The organism is Pseudomonas sp. HY7a-MNA-CIBAN-0227 (genome assembly GCF_040310325.1).
Classification (GTDB): domain Bacteria; phylum Pseudomonadota; class Gammaproteobacteria; order Pseudomonadales; family Pseudomonadaceae; genus Aquipseudomonas.
In genome coordinates this window covers 23,705-38,435 of sequence record NZ_JBEOPT010000013.1, presented here as the reverse complement: position 1 = coordinate 38,435, position 14,731 = coordinate 23,705, and the positions used below count along the sequence as shown (strand labels likewise).

The following is a 14,731-nucleotide window of genomic DNA, read 5'->3' as shown; positions in this document are numbered from 1 at the left end:
AACCGCCTTTCCTGACCAATCGGACAATCTCAATCATCAACGGCGCACCGTTGTTACCCACGTTCGTGTCAAAAATACCCAGCACGGTGCAAAAGCCCGTGCTTGAGAGCCCGGACCTAGAGCCTTTGCCGAGAACAATCAATTCTGTTGATTATTACCATTGTCTTTATGAACTTTTATATCAACTTATCGAGAGTAGCATTAGCCCTGTACCCAATTTATCGCCCTCCCAAGGAGCAACCTCTCATGAAACGCCAATTACTGCTTAGCTTCGCACTGTCCGTCCTGGCTACCAGCGCATTTGCCCTGCCAGCCGCTGAACAGGTCACCCCACAAATCAAGACTGACGCCGCACACATCAGCCAGACCCTGGCCGAAGGTGGTCGTGATCGCCTCGAACAGAAAGGTCTGGTTGAAGGCGGCGCCGAACAAGCCAACAAACGTGCTTACACCGAAGGTGTTGCCGAAGGTGGCCGTGATCGCCTGGAAGAGAAAGGCCTGGTTGAAGGCGGCGCTGATCGTCTGTTGGAACGCAACGCTGTTGCCGAAGGCGGTGCTGACCGTCTGCAAGAACTGCATCAAGCAGCGAGTTAAGCCCGTGCTGGCCCTGGAAAAAAGCCCGATCTCTGGATCGGGCTTTGACTTTGTGTGATCCGCAACACCTTTGCCCCGCCTCAAGTTCGACGCCAGTAAAGTTGTTTTGCTAGAGTGCGACGCTGTCCTTGTCCACAAAGCCTGCCTGCCAATGCTGCCCCGCGCCGAACAGAAGCAACAGACCCGCCTCGCCCTGATGGACGCAGCCCGCCATTTGATGGAGTGTGGCCGTGGGTTCGGCAGCCTGAGCCTGCGAGAAGTGGCCAAGACCGCTGGCATCGTGCCCACCGGTTTCTACCGCCACTTTGCCGATATGGATCAATTGGGCTTGGTATTGGTCAACGAAGTCGGCCAAACCTTTCGCGCAACGATTCGCCTGGTGCGTCATAACGAGTTCGTCATGGGCGGCATCATCGATGCCTCGGTGCGAATTTTTCTCGACGTCGTAGCCGCCAACCGCTCGCAATTCCTGTTCCTGGCCCGAGAACAATACGGTGGTTGCCTGGCAGTACGCCAAGCTATCGGTGCCTTGCGTGAAGACATCACCTCGGACCTTGCGGCCGACCTGACCTTGATGCCCAAGCTGCAACACCTGAATGCCGAGGGCTTGCACGTCATGGCCGACCTGATCGTCAAAAGCGTGTTCGCCACCCTGCCCGACATCATCGACCCGCCCGCCGAAGCCCTGCCGGCGCACCTGACGCCACAGGCCAAAATCACCCAGCAGTTGCGCTTTATCTTTATCGGTCTCAAGCACTGGCAAGGACTGGGCAGCACCGAATAACTCAGCGCACGGCGTGAAAACGCTTGGCCGTGGCCGCCGTTGAACGGTGCATCTCCACGGTAGTGCGGGGCAGATGAATGATGAAAGAGGTTTCATGCGCAGCGCCGTGTAATTCAACGCCGAACGCTCGAATCCGGTGCTATACATCCACCCGCGCACCAAAATGAAACATCTTGGGGCAGCCCCCTGCTTCATCAGAAGGCACAAGGTGCCTGCCTACAGGGAATTCCCGCTCCTGGCGTGATTGGCAAGCCCCTTGCTCTAGCTTGCTTATCGCTCATAGCTGGAAGCTTTCTGATGCTGGTGATCCACCGCCGAATCGCCCCCCAAACCCTCTGGGCCGCCCAACTGCTGCTAAATTTCGAGGCGCGCAGCAAAAGCCGCCTACGCTGTTTCAGTGCCGACGGTGAAGACGTCGGCCTGTTTCTGGAGCGCGGTCAACCGCCGCTTCACGATGGCGAATTCCTGCAGGCTGAAGACGGACGTGTCGTACGTGTCTGCGCGCGGCCTGAACAGCTGCTGCACGTCACCTGCAGCAATGCCTTCGAACTGACGCGCGCTGCCTACCACCTGGGCAACCGCCACGTCGCCCTGCAAGTGGGCGACGACTGGCTGCGCCTGCTCGATGACTACGTGCTCAAGGCCATGCTCGACCAATTAGGGGCCACCACTGAAACCATCGAGGCACCGTTTCAACCGGAGCACGGCGCCTATGGCGGTGGCCATCATCATTCGCGCCACGGCGACGAAGACTTCAACTATCCGCCCAAACTGCATCAGTTCGGCGTGCGCCCATGAACCCAGCCTGGGCGCTGCTGCGTCTGGCCAGTCCGCAATTGCCGATTGGCGGCTACAGCTATTCCCAGGGCCTGGAAATGGCCGTGGAGCAAGCCCGCGTGTGCGACCCTGCCAGTGCCCGGCGCTGGATCAGCGACCAACTGCTGCTCAACCTCGCCCGCTTCGAAGCGCCACTGCTGCTCGCCCATTGCCAGGCCGCCGCCGAGCAGGACTGGCCGCGACTGCTGCAACGGTGTGAAGAACATCGCGCCAGCCGCGAAACCCGTGAGCTGTTTCAAGAGAGCCGGCAGATGGGCTATTCCTTGCAACAGTTGCTTAACGGCTTGCCGGAGCTGGATGCCGTGGCCCGAGAGTTTCTCGGCCAGCTGGGCGAACCGCACCTGGCTCTGGGTTGGGCCTTGGCCGCACGCGCCTGGGGCATCAACCCGGACGACGCACTCGCGGCCTGGCTATGGAGCTGGCTGGAAAACCAACTGGCCGTGCTGATGAAAACCTTGCCCCTGGGCCAACAAGCCGCCCAGCGCCTGACCAGCGAACTGCTGCCGCTGCTGCAACAAGCCCAGCAACACGCCAGCCAAATCGACCCCCACCATTACGGCAGCGCCGCGTTCGGCTTGTCCCTGGCGTGCATGGCCCATGAGCGCCAGTACAGCCGCCTGTTTCGTTCCTAGGAGAAACACATGAACACACAACCCCTGCGTGTCGGTATCGGCGGCCCGGTCGGCTCCGGCAAGACCGCCCTGACCCTGGCCCTATGCCTGGCGCTACGTGATCGCTACAACCTGGCGGTGGTCACCAACGATATCTATACCCGCGAAGACGCCGACTTCCTGGTGCGCAATCAAGCCTTGGCCCCGGAACGAATCATCGGCGTAGAAACCGGCGGCTGCCCGCACACGGCCATTCGCGAAGACGCCTCCATCAACCTGGAAGCGGTGGATCAACTGAACCGGCGCTTTCCCGGCCTGGACCTGATCCTGGTGGAGTCCGGTGGCGACAACCTGTCCGCCACCTTCAGCCCCGAGCTGTCGGACCTGACCATCTACGTGATCGATGTGTCGGCCGGCGACAAGCTGCCGCGCAAGGGAGGCCCAGGGATCTGCAAATCCGATTTGCTGGTGATCAACAAGATCGACCTGGCGCCCCTGGTCGGCGCCTCATTGGAACTGATGGACAGCGATACCAAACGCATGCGCGGCGAAAAACCCTTTGTCTTCAGCAACCAGAAAACCGGCGTTGGCCTGGAAGCAATCGTCGCCTTCATCGAACGCCAGGGCCTGCTGACTGCAGTCTGACCATCCCAACAAGGAACCTGTCCATGAGCCTCAAGAAACTGTTCGGCGCCCTAGCCCTGCTACTTACCCCGGCCCTGGCCTTTGCTCATCCGGGCCATGGCGACAATGGCCTGGTGGCTGGCATCAGCCACCCCCTAGGCGGCATCGACCACCTGCTGGCGATGGTTGCCGTCGGCCTGTGGGCTGCACAACAAAAAGGCGCCGCCCGCTGGGCACTGCCGTGCACCTTTGTAGGCACCATGCTGATTGGTGGGATGCTGGGTTTTGAAGGCCTGGCGTTGCCGGCCCTGGAAAGCGCGATTGCCGCTTCGGTGTTGGCGCTGGGTCTTGCCGTTGCGCTGGCGATTCGCCCGCCGGTGGTGGTAGCGGTTGCGGCGACGGCGTTGTTTGCGCTCTTCCATGGCGTGGCGCATGGCCTGGAGCTACCTGACATGTCCAGCCCTTGGACATATGCCGCAGGCTTTGTGGCTGCGACGGCCGCGCTGCATGCGGCCGGTTATGCCGTGGTGCGTTTGCTGCCAACAGCCGCGGCGCCACTGGTGCGAGTTGCCGGGGCGGCTTCGGCGGCGACAGGAGTGTGGCTACTCGCTGGCTAAAAACCGCAAGCTTCAAGCTGCAAGTTAAAAGCCGATTGACGCTTTCTTGCCGCTTGAAGCTTGAAGCTTGCAGTTGCCTCTCTGCTACCATGCGCGCAACCGCCCCTGCCGTGACGACGCCAGCCGATGCCCGACGCTCCAAGCTCTGCCCTCAAGCCTCAATTAAACGCCGTGCTCACGCATTTCAACGACCTGATCGTGCCGCTCTGGCTCGGTCCTGGCTGGAGTGCTGACCTGGCCCTGCCCTTTGAGGCCCTGGACGCCGATCATCGCCCCTTGCCCCCGCAACGCTACCGCGCCATGGCCTGCGCCCGGCAGCTGTATCTGTTTGCCAGCCTGATCGGCGAACCCGACGCGGCGTTTGCCGAAGAGCGGGCGGCGGCGCTGTTTCGCTCCTTGCAGCGGCACTTCCGCGACGCCGAACACGGTGGCTGGATCTACAGCATCGACGCCCACGGCAAGCCGCTTGATCAACGCAAAGACCTCTACACCCACGCCTTCATCATCTTCGCCTGCGCCCATTACTGGGCCAAGGTTCGCGAGCCGTTGGTGGAGTCGGTGCTCAATGCCGCCCTGGAAGTGGTTGCCGAGCGATTCGCCACGAGCGATGGTTTGTATGACGCGATACTGGAGCGCGACTGGTCATCCCTCAAGTCCGGCCCCCTGCAAAACCCGCTGATGCACTTGGCCGAAGGCTTCCTCGCCACCCTTGCGGTACGTGAAGATACGCACGTGCAAAGTGCCCTTCTGGCCCTGACGACAGCGATGCAAAAGCACTTCATCGACCGCCAGCATGGCGTGATGCTGGAGAAACCGTTGGGCGCTGTGGATAACTGGTTTGAGCCTGGGCACCAGTTCGAGTGGTTCTTCTTGCTGGAATCTTCGGACTTGCTGCGCGGAACGCCGTTGCACACGTCACTGACCCGAGCGTTTGCCTATGCCGAGCAAATGGGTGTGGATAAATCGACCGGCGCGGTGACGGGCATGTTGGCCCTGGACGGTACGGCTCGCGATGCCACCCAACGGATCTGGGCCCAGGCCGAATACCTACGTGCGCTGACCTTGCGGCCCGACAGTGAAGCGTTATTGCTGCGCCAGTTGCAGGCGTTGCAGCAGCGGTTCCTGCATTTGAAGGGTTGGAATGAGTGCCTGGACGCCAAGGGTAAAGTGAGCCGACGGGATATGCCGTCGACTACGCCTTATCATTTAGCGACTTGTTATCGGGGGTTGGTCGAGTATCTCGGCTGATCTTTCGGGCCTCACCTCGGGCTAACGATCAAGCTACCCACTTCCTGTCCCCGGTAAAGCTGATGGTCAGCCAACGCGCAGCATCAGCCTTGCCCAGCCCTGTGGATATCTCTTCACGCAGCCCATCAAGGGTCGCGACATTGGCTACCGGGTAATCCGCTGGCAACACCACGTGAATCTCGATAAACCGCGCCCGACCGTGCTTCTGCACGTAGGACACGTAATCATCGAAACCATGCCGCTCCTTGGCCGCGTCCATCACCTGGCGCACCTTGCCGTCCAGTTGGTCCGGCACAATCCCCAGCACATCACGCAAGGCCGGGCGCAGGATCTTGAAGGCCGGCGCCAGCATGCTCAGGGCGAGCAGGATCAGGATCAACGGGTCGACATACACCGCCCACTCGCCATAGCCCTGGGACTTGAGCAGCAGCGCAGCAAGAAAGCTCACCAGCAGGCCCACAGATAACATGGCATCCACCAGCCAACTGATGTTGTCGAACTGGATCAGCGTCGACTTGAGCGTACGGTTGCGGTAACGCACATAGAAGAAATAGGTGAACTCGACGACGGTAAACACCGCCGCATAAATGATCACCAGACCCAACTCAATCTCACGCCCGCCATTGATAATGCCGAACACGCCGTTAAGAAACGCGTAGATGGCAATCAACAGCAGAAAACTGCCCTCGATCAGCAGCACCATGGGCTCCAGGTGCCAGTAGCCGAACTGAAAGCGGTCGTTGCTTTTCTTGGCGATCAGCTTGGCAGTGATCAGCATCAGCACCTTGATAAAGGTTGCGATCAGCGAGAAAAATCCATCGAATAAAATGGATTGGGAGCCAGATACAACGCCCGTGACAATACCGCCGATCGCCACGGCGAACATCAGTACGGTCGATTGTTTGAGCAGCGACTGCTCACCTCGGTTACTCACATATCCTCCTGTCAAAACCTTGAAACCGCAGAGCGCGGCGGGGTTTCCAGGATGGGAGTGTACCTTATGTCCTGTTTTGGCCGATTCGCCGCATCCTTTCAGACCAGCGAATACCCTGTGGCGAGAGGGCTTGCCCCCTCGCCACAAACGCCACCTCGGCTACCGTTTTAGCCCTTGGCCCCGCGCTCAATGGAAAACCCGGCCCAGGTCTGGCTCACCGGCATCAGCTCCAGGCGGTTGATGTTGACGTGCGCCGGCGTATTCATCACCCAGAAGATCGTGTCGGCAATGTCCTGTGGCTGGATCGGCTCGGCGCCGGCGTAGGTGGCGTCGTAACGCGCCTGGTCACCGGCAAAGCGCACCAGGGAAAACTCGCTTTCACACAGGCCCGGCTCGATGTTGGTCACCCGCACGCCGGTGCCTTGCAGATCGCAGCGCAGGTTCAGGGAGAACTGTTTGACGAAGGCCTTGGTCGCGCCATACACATGGCTGCCCGGATACGGATAGTTGCCGGCGATGGAACCCAGGTTGATGATCCCGGCACCACGGCCATGGGCGATGAGGCGCGGCAGCAACAGGTTGGTGGTGTACAGCAGGCCTTTGACGTTGGTGTCGACCATGGTCTCCCAATCGTCCAGATTGCACTTGGGCGCAGGGTCCGTGCCCACGGCCAGGCCGGCATTGTTGATCAGCCCGCGCAGTTTGCTGAAGGACGGTGGCAGGCTGGCAATCGCCTCTTCCATACCCTTGCGGTCACGCACGTCCACCACCAGGCCGTGGACTTCAGTCTGTTGCGAAAGCTCGGTGCACAGGGCATTGAGGCGATCTTCGCGACGACCGGTGAGCACCAGCTTCCAGCCATCTTGGGCAAAACGCCGGGCACAGGCTTCACCAAAACCGGAAGTTGCGCCGGTAATAAACAACGTATTGGTCATGGTGTTCTCCTTGCGGGGGGCTTCGAGCAGCCAGAGGGATAAAAAAACCAGCAAGCAGAATGCCCGCACACCGTCCTGGCGGCAACCAATACGGTGACAAGGCGCCACACAACTGTTCAATTTTCAACCAGCCACCTTCAAGCCATATACACCGCGGCTCTCAGCCATATACGCGCATGTTATCCACAGCCCCGTCCACAGTCTTTGGGGGCAAGTGCAAAACCTGCCAAGCCGCTGTACTCAAGGCTTTCAGAGGGATTCAAAAAGTTTTTTGCTTGACCTTGACCGAGGCGTATGTAGGCCTATCGCGAAAGCAGGAATGAAGACGATGGCTCCAGGCCAGTCATTGCGGCCTCTACAGACGTCTTTCCAGAGTTTATTCACAGACTTATCCACAGGCTGAACCGACATATTTTGGTCATATACCTGTGTCTTTGAACAGGTTGACAAAACCTGTGGAAGGCCACGAAAAAACGCCTGATCAAAAAACAACCATGACGCTGTAAGCCTTGAATTCAAAGGCCTCTAGCCAGCTACTCCCACGTTACCCACAGCCGGTTCCACAGCGAATGGGGACAAGTCAAAACTGTGACAAAACAGGGATTTGCGGCGGCTATATGTCGCGCCTTGAGAGGTGCTCAGATTTGTTTTCCACAATTTGGCGAAGAGCCTGTGGACGCCGCAAAAAGCTGTAGGAACGAGGGGCCGCCTAGTTCCTACAGGGGTTAGCACATGACTTACTGTTAGTGCCCGCCCAGATAGGCGTTACGCACTTCCTCATTGACCAGCAACTCCTTGCCGGTACCGCTGAGGCGGATCTCGCCGTTAACCATCACATACGCCCGGTCAGACAGTCGCAACGCATGGTTGGCGTTCTGCTCCACCAGAAAGATGGTCATACCGGTACTCGCCAGCTCCCGCAGCGTGGCGAAAATCTGTTTCACCACAATCGGCGCCAGCCCCAGGCTCGGCTCATCCAGCAGCAACAGCTTGGGCCGACTCATCAGCGCACGGGCGATGGCGAGCATTTGCTGTTCGCCACCGGACATGGTCATGGCCCGCTGATTGCGCCGCTCCTTGAGCCGTGGAAACAGCTCGAACATGCGCTGCATATCTTCGCTGGCAAACTTGTCACCAATGGGAATGGTGCCCATCAGCAGGTTTTCCTCGACGGTCATGTCAGGGAACACCCGCCGCCCTTCCGGCGACTGGGCGATGCCGTTGGACGCGATGTAGTGAGTCGACTTGTGGGTAATGTCCACGCCGCGATAGAGAATCTGCCCGGACTCGGCCCGTGGCTGGCCGAAGATCGACATCAGCAGCGTGGACTTGCCCGCACCGTTGGAGCCGATCAGGCTGACGGTTTCCCCTTCATTGATGTGCAGCGAGACTTTTTTCAGCGCCTGGATCGGCCCGTAGAACACGTCCAGGTCCTTCAGTTCGAGGATTGCTCCACTCATAGCAGCCTCGCTCATACCACTTCCTCTTCATCAGCACCCAGGTAGGCGGCGATCACTTTCGGATCGTTGCGAATCGCCTCAGGGCCGCCTTCGGCGATCACGTTGCCGTGGTCAAGCACCACGATGTGGTCGGAAATACTCATCACCATGCCCATGTCGTGTTCGATCAGCACGACGGTCAAGTCATGCTCGTCCCGCAGCAGCCGGATCATCGCGCTCAGCGCTTCGGTTTCCTGGGGGTTGAGACCAGCGGCCGGTTCATCGAGGCAGATAATCTGTGGCCGGGTGCACATGGCACGGGCGATTTCCAGGCGGCGTTGCTGGCCGTAGGACAGTTCACCAGCCAGACGGTTGGCGCAGTCCACCAGGTCCACCACTTCCAGCCAGTAAAAGGCGTGATCCAGGGCGTCGCTTTCAGCCTTCTGATAACCCTTGGTGTTGAGGATACCCGCCAACATGTTGCGGTTGACCCACATGTGCTGGGCCACCAGCAAGTTTTCCAGCACCGACATTTCCTTGAACAGGCGAATGTTCTGGAAGGTGCGAGCCAGGCCCGCGCGGTTCACCAGGTGAGTACCGCCGAACATCTTGTAGAACACCCGGCTGGCAAAGCTCTTGGGCGAAACAAAGTCGGTGGGCTTGAACGACTCACCAAGCAACTGGATGACGTTGGTCTGCTTGCCCCGCACATTGAGTTCGATCTTGCCCCCGGTGGCCTTGTAGAAACCGGTCAGGCAGTTGAACACCGTGGTCTTGCCGGCACCGTTGGGGCCGATCAGGGCGAAGATCGAGTTGCGCTTGACCTTGAGGCTCACGTCGCTCAAGGCCTTGATGCCACCGAAGTGCATCATCAGATTTTCCACGCAGAGGACGACTTCCTTACTCATGGCGCTACCCCCTTGCGTGGCGTCACACCTGTACGGCTGATCCTGATCAGGCCGCGCGGGCGCCAGATCATCATCACCACCATCAACACGCCGAACAGCAGCACGCGGTATTCGGAGAAGCTGCGCAGCAGTTCCGGCGCCACCGTCAGCACGAACGCGGCGATCACTACGCCGACCGTCGAGCCCATGCCGCCCAACACCACGATGGCGAGGATCAACGCCGACTCGAAGAAGGTAAACGACGACGGATTGACGAAGCCTTGATAGCTGGCGAAAAACACACCGGCCAAACCAGCCGTCGAGGCACCAATGGTGAACGCCGAGAGCTTCACCAGTACGTGGTTCAGGCCCATGGAGCGGCAAGCGATTTCATCTTCGCGCAAGGCTTCCCAAGCGCGGCCCACCGGCATGCGGGTCAGGCGGTGCTTGATGTACAGCACCAGCAACACCACGATAAACAGCACGATGTAGATAAACAGGAATTTAATATTGGGGTTGTAGTCCAGGCCGAAAAACTCATGGAACGGCACCCCTCCGTCCTTGGCTTTGCGCCCGAACTCCAGGCCGAAAAACGTTGGCGATGGCACTGGCATACCGTTCGGCCCACCCGTGAACGACAACCAATTGTTGAGCACAAGACGGATGATTTCACCGAAGCCCAGCGTCACGATGGCCAGGTAATCCCCGTGCATTCGCAACACCGGGAACCCGAGTAAGCATCCGGCCAGCGCAGCCGCAATCGCCGCCAGTGGCAGCACCGTCCAGAAGCCCAGGCCCAGGTATTGATAGCCCAAAGCCAGGCCATAGGCACCGATGGCGTAGAACGCCACGTAACCCAGGTCGAGCAAGCCGGCCAGGCCAACCACAATGTTCAGGCCCAGGCCCAGCAGCACGTAGATCAGCCCGAGGATCACCACTGTCAGCAAGTACTTGTTGGCAAAGAACGGGAACACGATGGCAATCACGATCAGCGCCGGAATGATCCAGCGCAACCGCGACTTGTAGTCCGGCGCCTGTACATGCACGCCGGAACCGGTGTTCTCAAAACCCTGGAGAATCCGTAGCCCCTTGGGGGTTTGCAGGAACAGGCTCATGGCAAAGCGCCCGGCCATCACGATAGCCACCAGAATGCCCACGCGAGCCGGTTGCAGGTTAAAGCTGTAGCCGTCGAGCACCACGCCGACGATCGGACCGAACACGATCAACGAAATCAGCCCGGCGAGGACCGCATCGACCACACTTTTCTTGATATCGATAGATTTGGCAGCAGACATGTTTATACCTTCGCCACGAGAGGGCGACCGAGCAGGCCCTGAGGACGGAAAATCAGAATCACCACCAACAGCGAGAAGCTGAACACGTCTTTGTAATCAGAGTTGATCAACCCTGCGAACAGCGACTCGGAGATGCCGAGGATGATCCCGCCGAGCATGGCCCCAGGCAGGGAACCGATGCCGCCGAGTACCGCTGCGGTAAATGCCTTGATGCCGATGATAAAGCCGGCATAGAAGTCGAACGTGCCGTAGTTCAGGGTAATCAGCACGCCGGCCAGCGCCGCCATGGCTGCACCAATGACGAATACGTAAGAGATCACCCGGTCAGTGTTGATGCCGAGGATCGAAGCCATCTTGCGGTCTTGCTGGGTAGCGCGGCACATGCGGCCGAGCTTGGTGTACTTGATGATGTAAGTCAGCAAGGCCATCCCGGCGAACGCCGCCACCAGAATGAAGATTTTGGTGTAAGTCAGCTGGACGAACCCGGTGCCGATGTCGACTCTCCAGGCTCCGGCCAACAGGGTGGGAATGCCTTGTTGCTTGGCGCCCTGGGCGATCTGCGCATAGTTTTGCAGGATCAGTGAAATACCGATGGCGCTGATCAGCGGAGCCAGTCGGGTGGAGTTACGCAGCGGTTTGTAGGCGACACGCTCGATGACCCAACCGTAGACGCCGGTGACGACGACGGTGAACACCAGGGTGCCGAGAATGAGCAGCGGAAAGGATTCGATACCGAAGTAGGCCAGCAGAGCCAGACTGATCGCCGCAAGGTAAGCGGAAATCATATAAACCTCGCCGTGGGCGAAGTTGATCATGCCAATGATGCCATAGACCATTGTGTAGCCGATGGCGATCAGGCCATAGACCGACCCGAGGGTCAGGCCATTGACCAGTTGCTGCAGGAAAATACCATCCATAACGCAATCTCACGCAGTGAGAACCTGCACACCTGTGGGTATGCGGCTCTTCTAGGAGGAAAACAGAGGCTCGGCACTAACCCCCTGTAGAAGCGAGCTTGCTCGCGAAAAACCCGAGAGCGCCGCGTGCATCTAGGATGCCCGCGTCATCGTTAACGTTCTTCGCGAGCAAGCTCGCTCCTACAGAGAGGTCATGCAGTCGGTTCGGATTACTTCTGCTTTTCCAGTTGGTGATACTTGCCATCCTTGTCCCACTGGTAAACCACGTAGTCAGAGACTTTCAGGTCGCCCTTGGCGTCCCAAGCCTTCTCGCCCATCACGGTCTTCACAGGGTTTGCCTTAAGCCACTTGGCCGCATCTTCGCCCTTGTTGGACTTGGCACCGTTGAAACCGGCAGCCAGGGTCTGGATCGAGGCATAGGCGTACAAGGTGTAGCCCTCTGGCTCGGTGCCGGCCTTGCGGAACTCATCCACCACCACCTTGCTGTCTGGCAGTAGGCGCGGGTCGGCGCCGAAGGTCATGTAGACGCCGTCGACGTATTGCGCGCCACCAGCGGTGGTCACCAGTTCATCGGTCACTACGCCATCATCGGACATGAACTTGACATCTTTGAGCCCGGCCTCACGCAGTTGACGAACCAGTGGTCCGGCTTCCGGGTGCAAGCCACCGAAGTAAACGACGTCAGCGCCAGCGGCGCGGATTTTGGTCACTACGGCGCTGAAGTCTTTCTCGCCACGAGTCAGGCCTTCGTACAGGACCGGGGTCACGCCGCGCTTGGTCAGCTGTGCCTTGGTAGCATCAGCAAGACCCTGACCGTAGGTGTCCTTGTCGTGCAGAACGGCGACCTTCTTGCCCTTGAGCACATCGACGATGTAATCGCCTGCCACGATGCCTTGCTGGTCGTCACGCCCGCACATCCGGAACATGGCGGAGAGGCCTCGCTCGGTCACTTGAGGGTTGGTGGAGCCTGGAGTGATCGCAATAATCCCCGCTTCGTCATAGACCTCGGAGGCCGGGATGGTGGACGACGAACAGAAGTGCCCGACCACACCAATCACTTTTTCCTGATCGGCCAGACGGTTGGCCACGGCAACAGCCTGCTTGGGTTCGCAGGCATCGTCACCGGCGACCAGGACGATTTTCTCGCCATTGATACCGCCGGCCTTGTTGACCGCATCCGCCGCCGCCTGGGCACCTTTCATGTACTGCTCACCGAATGCCGCGTTGGCACCGGTCATCGGCCCTGCTACGCCAATCTTCACATCAGCTTGAGCAAACGCAGAAACACCCAACGCAGTTGCCACTGCGAGGGCCAGAAAGCCTTTCTTGTAAAACGTCTGGGACATGAGGTGGTGCTCCGAGGTTTTTGTTGAATTGGCACTGCAACGTCACTTCAAACTTTCACTTGAAAGCCCAGAGCAAGGCGCGTGCCATTGCGTTTTTATTATTCAAAAAGACACGGTGTCATTGTTATTACAGGCGTTTCGACGCCTTTTGATTGAACGTGCAACCCTTTAGCTCGCAGAGGTGCAACCAACGCATCGAAAAAGTACAACCCTCTCCACGGTTTGATATCAGGCTGCCATCAAGCGACAGTCCGAGCATCTGTAACAATGTGCGTAACGGAACTGCACATTTACAGTGCGCCACTGCTACGCGTCGCACCAATACAGATTAGTAGCTTGCTAATAAAATGCCGCCTTCTTACTGGTATTTCGCTGATCAGATGACAATACGCAGACATTGCCCCGCGTGATACAGCGAGAACCCTGCCTCGTATAAACAACTGCGCAGGCCCACCCCGGCCAGCGGCTGCATCGGAGCAAATGGAATCGGCAGGGCCTGGGGATTGCGGTGACACAGGTAGTCGGCGAAAGCTTTGCCCACCACGCTACCGGTGGTCACGCCGCGTCCGTTGTAGCCGGTGACTGCCACTAAACCGGGCGCTGGTTCAAAAAGACGCATCAGATGGTCCGGGGTAAAGGCGATGCAGCCAGTCCAGGTGCATTCCCAGTCCACCGATTTAAGGTAGGGAAAATAATGTTGCTGCACCCGATCGGCCCAGGCCTTGAGGAACCAGGCTGGTTTCTGGTTGCCATTGCCCAAGCTGCCCAGCAGCAACCGGCCATCGGCGTCGCGGCGGATGCTGCTGAGTACCTGGCGAGTGTCCCAGGAGCCCTGCCCGCCCGGCAGGATTTGCTGTGCGGCGTCCGCGGTCAGCGGTGCTGACGCCACCTGATAGTAATAACCGGGAAAGAAATTGCGCCGCAGTTCGGTCCACTCGCCTTCGGTGTAGGCATTGGAGGCGATCACCACTTGCTCGGCCTGCACCGCGCCCTGAGCAGTTTGTACAGACCAGCGCTGGCCCTGGCGCTCCAATTGGGTGACCGGCGAATGGTCAAACAGTTGGCCACCGAGGCCGACGGCGGCGTTGGCCAAACCACTGGTGTAAGCCATCGGATTCAACGTGCCGGCCCGCCGATCCAGCAAGGCGGCAGCGATCTTTTTGGTGCCGGTGGCCTGCTCGCACGCGGCACCCGTCAACAGTTCCACTGGCGCACCACGACGCTTCCACTGCTCTTCACGGCTGCGCAAATCCGCCTCGCCACGGGCGTTATGCGCCATGTGCAAGGTGCCCTCGCGGCGTAACTGACAATCAATGTTGTATTTGTCGATCAGGCTGAACACCAGGGACGGTGCCGCACCGAGCATGCGGTTGAGCTGACTGCCCACCGCCTCGCCAAAACCGGCCTCGATCTCGTCCGGGGCAATCCACATCCCGGCGTTGACCAACCCGACGTTGCGCCCAGAGCCACCATGACCGGTGCGATGGGCTTCCAGCACGCAGACGCTTTTGCCTTGTTCCAATAAATGAATGGCCGCCGACAAACCGGTGATACCGGCGCCGATCACGCAGACATCCACCTTTACTTCACCCTTGAGCGCAGCGCGATCCGGCCGGCCAGGGGTCAGTTGTTCCCACAAACACGCTTCGCGTAATGGCATTGC

The 14,731-nt window shown here is 59.2% G+C and carries 15 protein-coding genes; 7 read left to right on the top strand and 8 right to left on the bottom strand.

The genetic code is table 11. The annotated features are described in order from the left end of the window. The first annotated feature begins 246 nt into the window (after positions 1–246). From AAEZ06_RS20280 to AAEZ06_RS20250, 7 genes are all read left to right on the top strand, one after another. On the top strand, positions 247–594 hold the full coding sequence (locus AAEZ06_RS20280; RefSeq protein ID WP_149411125.1) for a hypothetical protein: 348 nt from the start codon (positions 247–249) through the stop codon (positions 592–594). Between the two features lie 151 nt (positions 595–745). Beyond that, positions 746–1,378 carry a TetR family transcriptional regulator gene (locus AAEZ06_RS20275; protein WP_149411126.1) on the top strand — a complete coding sequence of 211 codons (633 nt, stop codon included), beginning with the start codon at positions 746–748 and terminating at the stop codon, positions 1,376–1,378. A gap of 297 nt (positions 1,379–1,675) precedes the next feature. Continuing rightward, positions 1,676–2,176, top strand: coding sequence for an urease accessory protein UreE (gene ureE / locus AAEZ06_RS20270; protein ID WP_149411127.1), 501 nt, complete (start codon positions 1,676–1,678; stop codon positions 2,174–2,176). Further along, entirely contained in the window at positions 2,173–2,847 is a 675-nt protein-coding gene (locus AAEZ06_RS20265) for an urease accessory protein UreF (RefSeq protein WP_350615881.1), read from the top strand. Before ureE ends, AAEZ06_RS20265 begins: the two co-directional genes overlap by 4 nt. A 9-nt stretch (positions 2,848–2,856) precedes the next feature. Then, entirely contained in the window at positions 2,857–3,471 is a 615-nt protein-coding gene (ureG, locus tag AAEZ06_RS20260; protein ID WP_149411129.1) for an urease accessory protein UreG, read from the top strand. Between the two features lie 23 nt (positions 3,472–3,494). Next, entirely contained in the window at positions 3,495–4,067 is a 573-nt protein-coding gene (locus AAEZ06_RS20255) for a HupE/UreJ family protein (protein ID WP_149411130.1), read from the top strand. A gap of 126 nt (positions 4,068–4,193) precedes the next feature. After that, positions 4,194–5,315 (top strand): AGE family epimerase/isomerase, encoded by a 1,122-nt coding sequence (locus tag AAEZ06_RS20250; protein WP_149411131.1) that lies wholly within the window; start codon positions 4,194–4,196, stop codon positions 5,313–5,315. Between the two features lie 28 nt (positions 5,316–5,343). Here AAEZ06_RS20250 and AAEZ06_RS20245 read toward each other — a convergent pair whose 3' ends face one another. The 8 genes from AAEZ06_RS20245 to amaA all read right to left on the bottom strand — a co-directional run bounded on the left by AAEZ06_RS20245 (position 5,344) and on the right by amaA (position 14,728). Beyond that, positions 5,344–6,249 carry a cation diffusion facilitator family transporter gene (locus AAEZ06_RS20245; RefSeq protein WP_350615878.1) on the bottom strand — a complete coding sequence of 302 codons (906 nt, stop codon included), beginning with the start codon at positions 6,247–6,249 and terminating at the stop codon, positions 5,344–5,346. 167 nt (positions 6,250–6,416) lie between these two features. Further along, positions 6,417–7,184 (bottom strand): SDR family oxidoreductase, encoded by a 768-nt coding sequence (locus AAEZ06_RS20240; protein ID WP_149411133.1) that lies wholly within the window; start codon positions 7,182–7,184, stop codon positions 6,417–6,419. A gap of 743 nt (positions 7,185–7,927) precedes the next feature. Next, positions 7,928–8,644: an ABC transporter ATP-binding protein gene (locus tag AAEZ06_RS20235; protein ID WP_149411365.1), complete on the bottom strand. Its 717-nt coding sequence runs from the start codon at positions 8,642–8,644 to the stop codon at positions 7,928–7,930. 11 nt (positions 8,645–8,655) lie between these two features. Continuing rightward, entirely contained in the window at positions 8,656–9,531 is an 876-nt protein-coding gene (locus AAEZ06_RS20230; RefSeq protein WP_149411134.1) for an ABC transporter ATP-binding protein, read from the bottom strand. Beyond that, positions 9,528–10,805: a high-affinity branched-chain amino acid ABC transporter permease LivM gene (gene livM / locus AAEZ06_RS20225; protein WP_149411135.1), complete on the bottom strand. Its 1,278-nt coding sequence runs from the start codon at positions 10,803–10,805 to the stop codon at positions 9,528–9,530. Before livM ends, AAEZ06_RS20230 begins: the two co-directional genes overlap by 4 nt. 2 nt (positions 10,806–10,807) lie before the next feature. Beyond that, a complete protein-coding gene (locus tag AAEZ06_RS20220) occupies positions 10,808–11,722 on the bottom strand; it encodes an ABC transporter permease subunit (protein ID WP_133101451.1) in 915 nt (304 codons plus the stop codon). A 209-nt stretch (positions 11,723–11,931) separates the two neighbouring features. Next, positions 11,932–13,068 (bottom strand): branched-chain amino acid ABC transporter substrate-binding protein, encoded by a 1,137-nt coding sequence (locus tag AAEZ06_RS20215; protein WP_149411136.1) that lies wholly within the window; start codon positions 13,066–13,068, stop codon positions 11,932–11,934. A 376-nt stretch (positions 13,069–13,444) separates the two neighbouring features. Continuing rightward, complete coding sequence (amaA, locus tag AAEZ06_RS20210; protein WP_149411137.1) at positions 13,445–14,728, bottom strand: L-pipecolate oxidase; 1,284 nt, start codon at positions 14,726–14,728, stop codon at positions 13,445–13,447. Positions 14,729–14,731: the final 3 nt, after the last annotated feature.